This is a genomic window from Desulfovibrio sp., from assembly GCF_019424165.1.
GTDB lineage: Bacteria > Desulfobacterota > Desulfovibrionia > Desulfovibrionales > Desulfovibrionaceae > Desulfovibrio.
Genome location: NZ_JAHZAA010000001.1, coordinates 40,858 through 55,060, shown reverse-complemented (window position 1 = coordinate 55,060; position 14,203 = coordinate 40,858). Strand labels below are relative to the sequence as shown.

Below are 14,203 nucleotides of genomic sequence, written 5' to 3'. Positions count from 1 at the left end.
CCAGAGAATACAGGTAGGAAATACCAATGACACATCCCCATTCCGGCCCCTGCTCCGGGCAAGGTCTTTTTTGCGCTTCTGCCCCGCGCCTTTGCACCCTGTTGTTGTGCCTGACGCTCTGCTGGCTGCTGTCGCCCGCGGTCGCGCTCAGGGCCGCGCCCACAGAGGCCATGCTCATGCCCGCCCCGGCAGGTACGCAACAGAGCATGATTCCTCCGGTTCTGCTTACACCAAGCGCCCCTTTGCTGCCCCGGCTTCAGTATTTCATCGACCATACCGGAACTATGGATGTGGAAGAGGTGGCCGCTCCGGTCAATGCCAGCGCCTTTCAGCCGTTGCAGATGAAAGGTCTGCCGCGTTCCACCGGCATCATGTGGCTGCGTTTTACCCTGGCGCCCCTGCCGCAAGGGGTAAAGCCCGGGGCCATGCTGCTTGATATGGGGGCCAGCGTGCCTGACGGCCCGGTTCTTTACGAGCCGCACACGAATCTTCTGACCGATGCCGTGGAATGGCGCGAAATAACGCCCAGTCAGCGTGATGTGCTTTTGCTGCCCGAGGCGGGAAATGAGCCGCTTACCTGCTATCTCCGCCTTGACGGGCTGCCCGGGCTGTGGTTTGAGCCCATGCTGCGCACCCCGCAGGATGCCGCCAACAATTGGGGCAGTCTGGCGGGTACGGCGGCAGTGCTGGCCATGGCCGTGGTTATGCTGCTCTGCCTTTTGCGCGGCCTTTCCGAACGGGGGCAGTGGCGCATATGGACAGCGCTTTATGTGGCCGCAGCGCTGGCGCAGGCCATCATGGGCATGCCCGCCTACGGCTCCGGCCACATAACCCTGATGGAGGCCGCCGCGGTGCTCAGCCCCGGCGTGGCCCTCATGCTGCTGCCGCACGTGGGGCGCCATCTGCTGCGCACCAAGGGGCGCTCGCGCTTGCTGGACATGCAGTTTGTGCTGCTTTCGCTGCCGGGCGCGGTGTTGGCCCTGCTGCCCCTGCTGCCCGGTTTCGGCTGGCTTATACGCTACCTTGCCCTGTGGCCGTTGTGTACGCTCATATTCGTCCCCAGCGCCGTCGGTGGGGCTGTTATGGGCCTTGGGGGCGCACGGCGCTTTCTTTTGGGCTGCCTGCTGCCACCGGCCTTTGTGGCCGCCGGAATTCTCGGCCTGGACAGCGGCTATGCGGCCAACCTCATGGCTTCCGCCCCGCTGTGGGGAACGGCCCTGAGTGCTCTCATTATTGCGGGAACCGGGGCTCCGCGCGATATGGCGCATGATGATGCCGCGCGCGGGAGCAGGAAAAAAGACTCTCCGCTGCCCGGTCTGGACGGCTTTGGTTCGCTTTCCGCTGGCAACGAAGCGGGCAAGGCTGCGGGCCGCAAGAGCGCGGAGGCATCCCTTTCTATGGACGGCGGCGTCATCAATCTTGACCAGCCCCTGGATGACCCGAATCTGCGCCTGCTGCCGCCCGCCCCCGGACCGGATAGTTCCGGGTCGGGCAGTTCCGGTCAGGGCGGCTGGAGCGGGGCTGGCGGTAATGTTCCTCTGGGTGCAGCGCCTTCTGATGAAGCAGCCTGGTCGCAAGATGCTGCCCCGGCTGCCCGCTTTGCAACAGCAGCGCAACATGCTCCGTCAGGGGCAGACCCCTGCCTGTGGGAAAATGCGTTGCGCCCGCCGCTGGAACGGCTGCTGCGCGAAGGAGCGGCCCTCGGCAATTGCGCCCTGCCCCCGGCGGTGCGGCAGTACGCCGAAAACATGCTTGAGGCTGCCGCCGACATGGCCCATGCACTGGACAATCCCGGCAAAGGGCTTGATCAGAGCCGCATAGGCGAACCCCGCAGTTCGTTCAATCTGCAGCACATGGTGCGCGAGGCGCACGATGCCGTCAGTGCCGCTGCCGAGAATGCGGGGATCGGCCTTGCATGGTATATGCCCCCCCTGCTGGGACATATGTACGAAGGCCAGGCCCAGACCCTGCGCGAAACCCTCAGCCTTCTGCTGGAAAGCGCCGTGCGGGCCACATCGCGCGGGGCTGTGCATCTTTCGGTACGGCGCGTACCGGAAAGCGCCGACCCTGGGCATCTGCTTTTTACGGTGACGGATACAGGCACGGGAATTCCGCCGCGCAACCGCTCCACCCTTGCTCTGGCACGGGCCTGGGAGCTGGCCGGAACCAACAATTGTTACCTGAATGTGGAATGCGCCCCCCAGGGAACGAGTATTTCTTTTACCTTGCGCCTGAAGCCGCTGGAGCATGATTCCGCTGACGTTGAGGATCTGCGCCCCCATGTGGCTGTTGTGGCGGACGGGGCCGTAGAACGCCAGGGGCTTGCCCATATGGTGGCGGGCGTGGGGCTGTCGAGCACCGAGGCCCGCACCATGCGTGAAGCCCTGGAACTGAACAGGGAAAATCCCGCCCTGCTGCTTGTGGCGCATGCGCCTATGGACGGCCCTGCGGAATACACCATGCTTGAGCAGTTTAAGCAGCAGGCTGCCGAGGCCGGCTTACCGTTCTGCAAGGCTTTGGCTGTCACCTCTGACGACAGCCGGTGGGAAGCCCTGGCCGACACCGGCTATACGCATGCCCTGCTGGAGCCTGTTGACAAAGCCGCTTTCGCGACCACTGTGCATGAAATTCTGGAAGAGGCGGGTATTGCCGGGCCGGATGCTGTGCCAGATGCCCTGCAGGATGCCGGGCCAGATGCCATGCGGGATGCGGACAGCCGTACCGTCCCGCCCGACGCCGTTGATACCCAGACAGATGACGGGCAGGCATCTGATGACGGAGTACATATCTCTGACGGCCTTGCCGGGTCGGAAGCTGTTGCCCCTGCAAACGTCCTGAGCGCGGGCCTGCTGCTGGGAGCAAAGGGGGCGGTGGCCCCTTCCGCGCCCCTGCCCGATCTTTTTGGCACGGATCAGACGTGGGCTGCCCCAAATGACGCTGCGCCGCGTCTGCCCGACCTCACGGCCCTGCCGCAGATTCTGGGCCTTGCCGACCAACTGGGCGGAAACCGCACGGCGTTGGCTGACAGCCCCGGCCTGACAGCCACGGACAATATGACGGCTTCGCCCGGTACGGCGGATGATACTGTGGTGAGCAGCGGCGGTTCCCATGCAGCCGTGCTTGCCGCGGATGCCGGGGTGCTTTTGCCGCATGTGCCGCCTGTACCCGAACAGCCTGTGGCTGACTTTGATCAGCGCCTCGCGCAGGAAGTGCCGGATCTTTTCGGCGCTGCCGCCGGACAGGAACGCGCGCCGGAGCCTGCCCCGGAACATGCACCGGAGTTCGGGGCGGATAGCATTGCGGACACGCCCGCGCAGGCGGAAATGCATGCAGGCGGCCATGACGTTACGGACGCCGTGCCGCCCGCAGAGCTGCTGGCGGCGGATGACGCCGCAGCGCCGTCTTTTGTGGAGCAGCCCGCTGACGCGCCGGAAGAAGATACTACGTCTGACGCGCCCGGCGGTGATGCGGAATTTATTGCCTCTGCCGGGCTGGAAGGCCCCGCGTGGGGCGGAGAAGCCCCGTCTGTAGCCGAAGGCGCGGCCAATGGCCACGAGACAGGCGGTTCCGCTGTTCCGGATCAGGAAGAAGAACCCGAAGCCCCTGCGGATATTGCTGTGCAGCCGGAAACGGATGCCGCCGGAACCGGACCGGACATGATGCAGGATGTCGCCGACCTGGAGGCGCAAGAAGAGCCGTTGGAAACACTGCAAACTTCTGCGCCTGAAGAACAGGAAGCGCCGGGAAACCCAGAAGAACCGGAAGAAGTTGCAGAGCCGCAAAAAGAGGCGCTTTCCGTCCCCGCCTCCGCAGAGGGTACTGCCAGTGCGGAACAGTCGCTGCCCGCAGATGACAGCGCGGCTCCGTCTTTTGAAGATACTGACTCCGTGCAGGCCCCGGAATTACTTGTACCCGCTGAAGCAAACGGCGGGCAGCAGGATGCCGGGGAGCAGGATGACGTGCCGGCGGAAAAAGAGTCCGACGCGCCAGCCGCTGTGGCGGCAGACTCTTCGGTTCCCGCTGTCGGCGAACATGCGGAAAGCACAGGGGCAGACGTTCCTGCGGCGACTACGCTTGCCGCTGCCGTAAGCGGTTCCGGCATGCATGCCGGGCAGCCTGTTATCAGTGTTCGGGGCAGGATCGGCGAGGCTGTTCTCAGGCCGGTCAATGCGCCGCGCCCCGATGCTTCTGCTGAGGCGAACGGCGGCCTGTCCGGTCTGTCCGGCGGTTTGTCTGACGTACTGCCCACCGAGGCCCCCGGCGAAGAAAAAGCCCATCACGCGACGGACATGCCGTCAGGCATGGCTCTGTCGTCAAAAGATTCCAGCGAAGAAGCACGCAAACCGGAGGGGTATCTGGACGCCACATATCCCGGCCCGGTGGATGCAGTACCGCACGAAAAGCTTGATTGGGGCGACGAATGGGTTGGTGAACCCATGCCCGTGGGTACGCCCGTGTCGTCGAGCAGCCCTGCCCGGGCAAATGATGCGCCTCTGCCCGCTCCTGCCGCTGGCGGCTATGTCAGCCCGAGTCTTGCCAGGCCGGGGGAATGGGTTGGTGAGCCCATGCCCATAGACAGAAATGCCATAAAAGAATCAAGGCCCGAGCCTGCCCGGCCGGTACCAGCGGCGTCGGAAAGGCGCGCCATCCCCTGGCCGGGAGATGCGCCTGCGGGGCAGAGCGCTGCTGCCGCAAGCCGGAGCAGCAAGCCTTCTTCGAGCCAGCGTGAAATGCCACGCACGGCCACCGGCAGATTGATACTCAAGCTGCTGGGCAGCACGGCCGATACCCCGCCGCTTGTGGAGAACGCGCAGGAACAGCCGCGGCGAAGCACCGCTGCCGCCCGCCCGCAAGGCGGTGATACGGGCTTCAGGCCCGCCTCCGCAGGGCGCAATATTGCGGAGGATGCGTCCATCGTGGACTTCATCGCAGGGGCCACACCGCCCTCTGGCGGCAACGATCCGGTGGCTGGTGCGGATGTTTCCGAGGCTGGCGTACAGGTCGCTTCCGCCTCATCTGACGCATATGCCGCCCCGGTCGCGCCGCCTGTGCAGGCCCAGCGGCCCCAGCAGGACGAAACGCTTTTACGCCTGGTGGAGCGCCTGGACGCCGCCATGCAAGATGCGCAACGGGCCTACAAGGGGCATAACTGCCCGGCCGTGGCAGAGGCTTCAGGCCGTATCGCCAATGAATCTGACGGTTTTGGCTTCCGGGTGCTGGCGCGTATGGCCCGCTGCGTGGAACGCGCCGCCCGGGCCAATGACATGAGCGCCCTGCGCGATCTGCTGCCGGAACTGGCCGTGGCTGTGGAGCGCAACCGCATTGCGCTCAATCCGCACCATCAGGGCAGGTAATGTGCTGGCCGCCATGCACGGCGACAGGCTGACGTGTAAAATTTGCAAAGGATACTGAATGATTATCGGAGTGTTGGAAACACTGGTTCTCATAGGCGTACATGTGCTGTCCTGGATTGCGGTCTGCCATGCCCTGCTTACCAAGCATGACCCGCGGGCGGCTCTGGGCTGGACGGTAACGGCCCTGCTGTTGCCCCTTGTGGGACCGCTGCTGTACGCCACGTTCGGCATCAGCAGGGCAGAAAGCCACGCCAGCCGCATGATGCGCCAGCAGCAGCCCCTTGAGCCGGACTACGCCGACCCTCCTTTTCCCGAGCTGCCGCCGGAGGACGTACCCGAGTACATCATCAGCATGGAGCGCATTGGCCGCCGCCTGACAGAGCAGCACCTGTGCGGGGGCAACTCCCTGACTGCCCTGCACAATGGCGACGAAGCTTATCCCGCCATGCTCAAGGCCATACGCGAAGCCAAGGAGCAGGTTTTTCTCTGCACCTACATCTTTAACGCTGGCAAGACCGCTACGGATTTCGGCAATGCCATGGCCGAAGCCGCCGAGCGCGGGGTGGACGTGCGCTTGCTGGTGGACGGCATCGGCATGCTTTACTCCTGGCGCAAACCCTGGAAAAAACTGGCGGAGCGTGGAGTAACCGTGGCCATGTTTCTTCCGCCGCGCCTGTTTCCGCCCAATTTCAGCATCAATCTGCGCAACCACCGCAAGATGCTCGTTTGCGACAACACAGCCTTTACCGGCGGCATGAACATTTCAGATGACAATATTTCCGCCGGAAAAACCAAATATGTGCAGGATGTGCACTTTCACTGCCAGGGGCCCATTGTGGACCAGTTGCGGCGGGCCTTTCTGCTCAACTGGGGGTTCTGCACAGGCAAGTATACTCCCCTGCCCCCGGCCAGCACTCTGCCCGCCGGTGAAAGCCGCTGCCGCATCATTATGGACGGGCCTGGTTCCGAAGCCGATGTGCTTAACGACATTTACTGCGGCGTGATCAATGCGGCCCGTCAGTCTGTGCGCATAATGACGCCCTATTTCCTGCCGTCGCACGGTTTTGTGTCTGCCCTGCGCAGCGCGGCCCAGCGCGGCGTGGATGTGCAGGTGGTGCTTCCGGCTAAAAACAACCTCTTTTACGTCCACTGGGCGCAGTTCCGCCTGCTGCCTACCCTGCTTGAGGCGGGCGTGCGCGTATGGTATCAGCCGCCGCCCTTTGCGCACACCAAGCTGCTTACTGTCGATTATTACTACAGCCAGATCGGCTCGGCCAACCTGGATACGCGCAGCCTGCGGCTCAATTTTGAACTGAATATGGAAATATTCAACACGAGCTTTTGCGGCGAGGTCGCAGGCTATATTGACAAGATCATCAGCAAGAGCACGGAAATTACGGCAGAAGACCTGAAAAAACAGTCTCTGCCCGTTAAACTGCGCAATGCGGGTTGCTGGATATTCTCTCCTTACCTGTAGGAGGGCGAAAATCCGGGTGTGTGCCGGAAACGGCAACGCGCGCGAAGGCGGCCACAAGGGGTATTTGCCGCGACAGGAAAAAGATGCAAAAAGGCTTTTCATGAAGGCATTGCGCAGCGCGATGTTTTCATGAAAAGCCTTTCATTTTTTTGAAGGCAGGGCCGTACAGGGAAAAATATTGCCGCCCGCCCCGACACGCCGGACGGCGATAATTTGGCCCTATTGCCCCTGTGGGCAGTGCGCACCCTTTTTGCATTGGTCTGGAGCACGGTTTTTACGGCTGTTGCGATGCAGGGCCGAGCACTGCGGCACATGGCTTGCCTTGGCGGGCTCAGCGCATTTTTTGCACTACTGCGACGTGTTATTGCCCGGACGCGCCATACTGTGTGCCTGCTGCCCCAGGCGGGCGGCATTGAGCACAACAAGGACGGAGCCAGCGTTGTGTACCAGTGCTCCTGTTATGGGGTTAAGCAAGCCCATGACCGACATGCCGATGGCAACAAAATTGATTGCCATCGACAGGGAAATGTTGAACTTGATGGTCCTGATCGTGGCGTTGGAAAGGCGCTTCAGATAGGGGATTTTTGTAATGTCGTCGCCCATGAGCGCTATGTCTGCCGCGTCAATGGCAATGTCGCAGCCCATAGAGCCCATTGCCACGCCGACATCAGCAGTTTTCAGCGCCGGGGCATCATTCACGCCGTCACCAATCATGCATACAACATGGCCCTGTTCCTGCAATGCCTTGATGTGTTCGACCTTCTGTGCCGGAAGCAGTTCAGAGAAGACAAGGCGAATACCGGCCTGTTGCGAAAAATAGCTTGCCGTTTGCGTATGGTCGCCAGTCAAAAGCACCGTACCGGTCCCCATCGCGTGCAGTTCTTTTACCATATTTTGCGCGTTGGCTCGTAGCGTGTCAGAAAATGCCACTGCACCGGCGCAGACGCCATCAAGGGCTACCAGAACCACGGCCTTGCCCTGTGTGCGCAGGTTTGCCAGAGCAGCGGCGGCGGTTGCATCCACAAACACTGCATTGTCCTGCAAATAGCCGATATTTCCGATGAGCGCGGCGACTCCGCCAACAGTGGCGCTGATGCCCTTGCCGGGCGTCATGATGAAGTCGTCCGGTGTTGCCGGGGCCATGCCGCTTTCTTTGGCCCGAGCCACGACGGCCCTGCCAAGCGGATGCTCTGACAGGGCTTCGGCTGAAGCGACAAGCCGCAGAAGATCATGAGGCGTCTTTTCAGGCAGAAAGGAGATGATATCGCTCACCACCAGTGAGCCGTGGGTGAGCGTTCCGGTCTTGTCAAAGGCTATGCGGTCGACCTTGCCCATATTTTCAAGAGCTTCACCAGATTTGATCAAAACGCCCTGTTTGGTGGCCTGGCCAATGGCAGCCATGATGGACGTGGGCGTTGCCAGCGCCAGAGCGCAGGGGCAGAACACCACAAGAACGGTAACAGCCCGTACGATGTCGCCCGTGATCAGGTACGCGCCAATGGCAATGGCAACAGCCGCAGGAACAAGCCATGCGGCCCATTTGTCCACAATGCGCTGCATGGGTGCTTTGCTCTTTTCAGCTTTCTGCACCATGCTGATAAGTTTTTGCAGGGAAGAATCCTCTCCGGTTCTGACGGCCTCAATATCAATCGCTCCGAAACGGTTGATTGTACCGCTGAAAACGTCATCCCCCACGCCCTTGTCCACAGGCAGAGATTCTCCGGTCATTGTGGACTGGTCTATGGATGTGCTGCCCATACGGACAATGCCGTCCACGGGGATGGTTTCACCCGGTAAAACACGCAACAGGTCGCCGCAACGGATGTCCTCAATGGCGACCATTTCTTCCTGCATGGTTTCGGCGGAGCCTGCCAGCCTGCGGCCTTGCAACGGCGAGAGGCCGATGAGATCCTTTATGCCCCTTTTTGCCTTTTCTACGGTTCTTTCTTCCAGAAGAGCGCCGAGAGCCATGATGAACGCCACTTCTCCGGCGGCGAACAGTTCCCCGATATAAATGCATGCGAACATGGCGATGGAAATAAGCAGGGCGGAAGTAATGCGGCGCTCAAAAAAAACACGGTAAAGGGCGAGATAAACCAGGGGAAATCCACAAATGAAAACTGTAACCCAGGCCGGGTCCACCGGCACGGAGACATCACCCAGCCAGATCAGCAGGCTTGCGGCCAAAAATACGCCCCCCAGCAGGGTCATGCGTGTTCCGGCCAGGCAGTTGAAGAGAGCTTTCACCATAACGTTGTCCTTTTATGAAATAAAAACAGCCGCTCTTATATACTATCTACCCCTATGGGGTATATTAGATGGACAAAAAAATATATGTGGCAGTGCCACATATATTGTAAAATCAAACGATTCTAGAAAACTGCTCAATGGCCGCTGCCAGGCGTTTCAGAACTTCGGCTTCATTTCCGTTCTTGGCGGCGTCCAGAACGCAATGCTGCATATGCCCTTCAAGGACGACCTGCCCGGTTTTATGCAGGGCGGATTTGGCCGCGCCGATCTGGATAAGCACGTCCTCGCAGGGCTTGTCGCTCTCGACCATCTTTATGATGCCTTTGATCTGGCCTTCAATACGCCGAAGCCGTTTGGTAACAGCTTCGACGTCCATACAGTCTCTCATGTTCTCACCTTCATTTTTTCGGACAGTATACCCCACAGGGGTATAACGTCAATGCCGAAACCGTGTGTTTCCGGCATGCGACCCCACATTGCCGTATGGGGTGGCTGGGACGCAGAGGTTGTGCTTCTATGCCGGCTTTTATGCAACTGTCCCTGCTTTTGTTTACACACAGGGGGCAGGGGGGAGTGCGGCGCCTCGGCAAAACCCTGTCGCAGCGGGTTATCGTGACCCTGCTTCAAGCAAGCCGGTGATGGGGGGGGGACGGTGCTCGGCGGGTTCGGAACATAAACGGTAACGGGTTTGGCCCAAAGGACCGTAGCGGGGCGGGCAGCCTGTTTGCCAGCTTGCGCACTTTTAACGGATACGGCTTATGGGGGGACGGTGCTGACATCCCTTGGTTCGCAACAACTGTAAGTCCGGTAAATACGGCCGGTTGGGGCAAAGCATGCTGCGTGAGGCAACAGCGATCAGGACAAACAAAAAAGCCCTTACGGCTCGTCTCCGTAAGGGCTTGAAAAATCTGGTTGCGGGGGCAGGATTTGAACCTACGACCTTCGGGTTATGAGCCCGACGAGCTACCGAGCTGCTCCACCCCGCGACACGTCTGCAACAACATGTTGTTGCGAAGTAGATAGATAGCCCTTTGGCCTGATGGTGTCAAGCATAAAAGTTGAATTATTGTTAAAAGTACAAAAAGCGGGCAGGGCTTTGGGGCTTGGGCAAAACATCTGCCGGAATTTATTGTGCGGGATATGCCGCCCTGGTTCGTGCGTGCTGCGCACCCTGCCGTTGTCTGCTGTATGCCTGCCGGGATTGAGCACCCTTTGGGCATCAGCGGGAATTTTTGGTATCGGAGGATTCTGTTCCCGCACCGCAATCAGTGCTGCTTGGGCGCGGGTTTTATTCAAGGTTGCGCTGCACGCGTGTTTTGCCGTCAGCGCTCAGAATATAGGTCAGGTCTTGCCGGGCTTCAGCATCCGCAGGCTCTGCCAGGGTGACCACGCCAACGGCTCTGAGCGCCTGAAGGTGCAGTTCTACGGCTTCGGTACACAGATGCCGTTCGCCGGGGTAGAATCCTGCCAGGCCGGAGCGGATTTCTTCCGCGGTCCGGGGCTGGCCGTCCAGCAGCATGGCTCCTATATTCAGGCGCACAGTGCGCGCAGGGGGTCTGTTCATATGGCTTCCTGTCGGCTTTCGCGAAGTTGTCCGTCATCAGTCCGCATGGCGCAGGGCAATGCCCTCATGGCGGCTGCGTATAACAAAGACCACGCCGCAAAAAACAAGCCCCGCGCCTGCCAGCAGCCGCCCTGTCACAAGTGCGTTCATGAAAACAACGCTGAACAATATGCCCCACAGGGCATAGGTGATGTTCAGGGCCATGGCGCGGCTGACGCCGATCATGTTCATGGCCATGTACCAGCAGCGGTAAGACAGGCAGCCGAGCCAGCCTGCGCCGAAAAAAAACCACAGTTCACGGCTGTGCATGGCGCGGGCGGCCATGTCTGCCAGGGCGGATCCATGCCCCTGTAGTACAAGCCATGCGGCCGTCACAGGGATGATGAGGCAAAAATACAAGGCAGCGGAAACAAGCTGATATACGTTGAGCGCCACGCCCGGTTCAATAAAATCCATGCCCGATGCCGCGCACACGCCTTCGGCTGCCCAGCCCAGAGCGGCCACAAAGGCAAAGGCGATGCCCAGATACAGGTGGGGGCTGCCCTGCACAGCCGCTGCCGGGGCGCAGCCTATAACGGCGGCTCCGGCAACACAGCACAGAAGGCCCAGGCCCGTGCGCCGTGAAATGCGCTCCTTGAGAAACACCCGCGCCAGCACTGCGGCAATGGCGGGGTACAGGGTTGTGATGGGCAGGGCGTAAGCAGGCCCGGCCAGCGCCAGAGCCAGCAGAAAACCGCCCATGCCCAGGGGCGCGCCGATAAGCGCTCCCAGTATGCACCAGCGGCCGGGCCTGCTGCGCAGGGTGCGGAAGACCTCGCGCCGTTTTCCCTGGGCAGTGTTGATACCCAGGGAAAGAAAGGCGGCAGCGAGATCGTGACAACCCGCGGCGAAGAGGGGGGCAAGCAGCCAGAGCAGCGGATCGCAAAAAGGGCTTCCGCCAAGGCCTGTTTTCAGCAACATACTGTCGAGGCTGAAAAAGATGCCGTTTATGGCGGCAACGGTCAGGCCCTTGCGGGCAAAGGCCCGGTCTTTCTGATGGCTGAGCGCCAGGGATGCGTCCGTCATGCCTGCTCCAGGCCCTGTTTTATGCGTTGTCGGCCAGCAGCGCGCGGTAGGTTGCGGCGTCTGCCATGGCTGTGGCGTCATCGGCGTTGTCGGGGGTGATGCAGATCATCCAGCCTTCGGTGTACGGCTCCACATTGACAAGGGTGGGCGCGTCCTCAAGAGCGCTGTTTACGGTGCGTACCGTGCCGGAAACAGGCATGTAGAGGGGGCTGACGGACTTGATGGATTCCACCGTGCCGAACTCTTCACCCGCCTTGAAATGCGCGCCCTCGGCGGGCAGGTCCACAAAGGCTATTTCGCCGAGCTGGTCCTGGGCAAAGTCGCTGATGCCCACAAGGGCCGCCTCGCCGTCCATGCGCAGCCAGACATGCTCGCTGGTGTAGCGGATGTTTTCGGGCAGTTCCACCTGATCCAGATCTTTCATGCTGTTCTCCTGATCTCTGTTGCTGTTCCCACGCGCCGTTCTGTGGCGTTTGGGCGTGGATTACTGGGGCATGCGCAGGGCGGCCTCGCCCATAACTTCCGCAAGGGTGGGGTGGGCATGGACAGCCGTGGCCACATCCGCAACCGCAGCCCCAAGGTGCAGGGCCAGAACGCCCTCGGCCACAAGGTCCGTGGCGTGCGCCCCGGCCATATGCACGCCCAGCAGGGCGTCGGTGCGTGCATCGGCCACCAGTTTGCAGAAGCCGGGCAGGGCACTCATGGCCTGGGCCTTGCCCAGTTCGCGCATCTGCACCACAGACGTTTTGACGTCATGTCCGGCATCTCTGGCCTGCCGCTCGCTCATGCCCACACAGCCTATTTCGGGTGACGTAAAGATGGCCGAAGGGATGTGGCGGTAATCCATATCCCGGCCCGTATTCCGGCCGAGGCAGTCTTCCACTGCGCACAGCGCTTCCGCCGAGGCCGCGTGAGCGAGCATGACGCGCCCGGGACCGAGCACATCGCCAATGGCGTAAATGTGCGGCACTGAGGTACGCATGCGCGCGTCAGCCGCAATCCAGCCCCGCGCGTCCACAGCAACGCCCGCTTCTTCAAGGCCGAGGCCGTCTGTACAGGGTGCGCGGCCCACGGTTACCAGCACTTTTTCGGCGTGTACGGGTTTTTCCGGTCGGGGAGCAGCGCCGGAAGGCGCAAAGGGCGATGCCGCCAGCACCGCATGCACGCCGTCCGGGCCGGTGGTCACCTTGCTGAGCGTGCAGCCGGTTTCGCAGGTGATTCGGCGTTTTTTCATCTCGCGCTGTAAAAGGGCGCTGATATCTTCATCCACCGAGGGCAGGGGCAGAATGCGGCCTTGCCCTTCCACAAGGGTTACGGCTGCGCCGAACGCACGGTAAATACAGGCCATTTCACAGCCAATGACGCCGCCGCCCACAATGATGAGCGAAGACGGCACGGATTCCAGCCGCAGGGCGTCATCACTGTTCAGGATGTGCGTGTGGTCTGTGGGCAGGCCGGGCAGTTCCACCGGGCGTGAACCGGTGGCGATGATAATATTGTCGGCTTCCACCGTGCGGCTGCCACCAGGTTCGACCAGTTCAACCAGCCCGGCGCGCAGTATGCGGCCCCGGCCGCGCACCAGATCAATGCCCAGTGCCGCGCAGGTTTTTTCCAGGCCGGAACAGAGTATGGAGCGCACACGCTCCTTGCGCTGGAGCACGGCCGCGGGGTCTATATGTATGGCGCCATCAATGCGCACACCGAACTCAGCCGCGTTCTGGGCCAGTTCCAGCGCCTCGGCAGAGGACTTGATGGTCTTGGTGGGGATACAGCCGTGGTTGAGGCAGGTTCCTCCAAGTGCTTCGCATTCCACCAGTGTGACGCGCATGCCGGCGCGGGCAGCCGCAAAGGCCGCCGTGTAGCCGCCCGGACCGCCGCCGATGACTGTCAGGGTCTTGGTTTCGGCAGCCATACCTAGTCCTCGTCTTCGGCAAGGGTGAGCTTGTAGGTCACGGGAAAGGCATTTTCCAGCGATCCCGTCACAAGGCAGCCCTTGCGCATGACCTTTTCAACCCGGTCGAAAATAAAGGCAAATTCCTCGTCCATATGAACGGTTACGTCAATATCAATGCCGATGACGCGGCCCCGGCCCAGTTCGTCCGTGCCGGTGCGCACCGTGGCCGAGCCTTCGATGCTGTCGTACCTGGCGTTGCGGGTATCCAGAGCCTTGTCCAGAGCGGCGCAATAGCAGTACAGGGCCGAGGCCCCCAGCATCTTTTTGGCTACGCCCGCGCGCTCTTCGGAGGGGACCGCCTCTCCGTCAATGGAGATCGTGCCGATGGCGGCCACATCCATATCAAGGTTGACCCTGGACCCCTTGCGGGAAAGAGAAACACTGAGGTTATGCGACATGTTGAGTCCTCCGGAATGGGTTTGGAGCAGTTGGCCTGCCTATTGCACTAATGGTGCCAGAGGTCTTTGTGCGCGAGGCCCACGCCGGAGCTTGTGTTTTCTGGCACATCGGGCGATTATCGCTTACGAAACACGACAGTT

9 protein-coding genes and 1 tRNA gene are annotated in these 14,203 nt (G+C 61.2%); 2 read left to right on the top strand and 8 right to left on the bottom strand.

The window, feature by feature from the left end; genetic code table 11:
- Positions 1 to 26 precede the first annotated feature (26 nt).
- Both QZ377_RS00190 and QZ377_RS00185 read left to right on the top strand, forming a co-directional pair.
- Positions 27 to 5,354: a 7TM-DISM domain-containing protein gene (locus tag QZ377_RS00190; protein WP_291438454.1), complete on the top strand. Its 5,328-nt coding sequence runs from the start codon at positions 27 to 29 to the stop codon at positions 5,352 to 5,354.
- A 58-nt stretch (positions 5,355 to 5,412) separates the two neighbouring features.
- Entirely contained in the window at positions 5,413 to 6,831 is a 1,419-nt protein-coding gene (locus QZ377_RS00185; RefSeq protein WP_291438452.1) for a phospholipase D-like domain-containing protein, read from the top strand.
- Positions 6,832 to 7,179: 348 nt separating this feature from the next.
- On the opposite strand, the gene QZ377_RS00180 is transcribed toward QZ377_RS00185, so the two are convergent.
- The 8 genes from QZ377_RS00180 to QZ377_RS00145 all read right to left on the bottom strand — a co-directional run bounded on the left by QZ377_RS00180 (position 7,180) and on the right by QZ377_RS00145 (position 14,062).
- A complete protein-coding gene (locus QZ377_RS00180) occupies positions 7,180 to 9,081 on the bottom strand; it encodes a cation-translocating P-type ATPase (RefSeq protein WP_291438450.1) in 1,902 nt (633 codons plus the stop codon).
- Positions 9,082 to 9,193: 112 nt separating this feature from the next.
- The gene (locus QZ377_RS00175; RefSeq protein ID WP_291438448.1) at positions 9,194 to 9,457 is read right to left on the bottom strand and encodes a metal-sensing transcriptional repressor; all 264 of its coding nucleotides are present in this window, start codon (positions 9,455 to 9,457) and stop codon (positions 9,194 to 9,196) included.
- 533 nt (positions 9,458 to 9,990) lie between these two features.
- Positions 9,991 to 10,067, bottom strand: a tRNA-Met gene (locus tag QZ377_RS00170).
- A 302-nt stretch (positions 10,068 to 10,369) separates the two neighbouring features.
- Entirely contained in the window at positions 10,370 to 10,645 is a 276-nt protein-coding gene (locus tag QZ377_RS00165; protein ID WP_291438446.1) for a hypothetical protein, read from the bottom strand.
- 36 nt (positions 10,646 to 10,681) lie between these two features.
- Positions 10,682 to 11,710, bottom strand: coding sequence for a DMT family transporter (locus QZ377_RS00160; protein WP_291438444.1), 1,029 nt, complete (start codon positions 11,708 to 11,710; stop codon positions 10,682 to 10,684).
- Between the two features lie 19 nt (positions 11,711 to 11,729).
- Positions 11,730 to 12,134, bottom strand: a complete 405-nt coding sequence (gene gcvH / locus QZ377_RS00155; RefSeq protein WP_291438442.1) for a glycine cleavage system protein GcvH — start codon at positions 12,132 to 12,134, stop codon at positions 11,730 to 11,732.
- Positions 12,135 to 12,194: 60 nt separating this feature from the next.
- Positions 12,195 to 13,622, bottom strand: a complete 1,428-nt coding sequence (lpdA, locus tag QZ377_RS00150) for a dihydrolipoyl dehydrogenase (protein ID WP_291438440.1) — start codon at positions 13,620 to 13,622, stop codon at positions 12,195 to 12,197.
- Between the two features lie 2 nt (positions 13,623 to 13,624).
- Positions 13,625 to 14,062 (bottom strand): OsmC family peroxiredoxin, encoded by a 438-nt coding sequence (locus QZ377_RS00145; protein WP_291438438.1) that lies wholly within the window; start codon positions 14,060 to 14,062, stop codon positions 13,625 to 13,627.
- Positions 14,063 to 14,203: the final 141 nt, after the last annotated feature.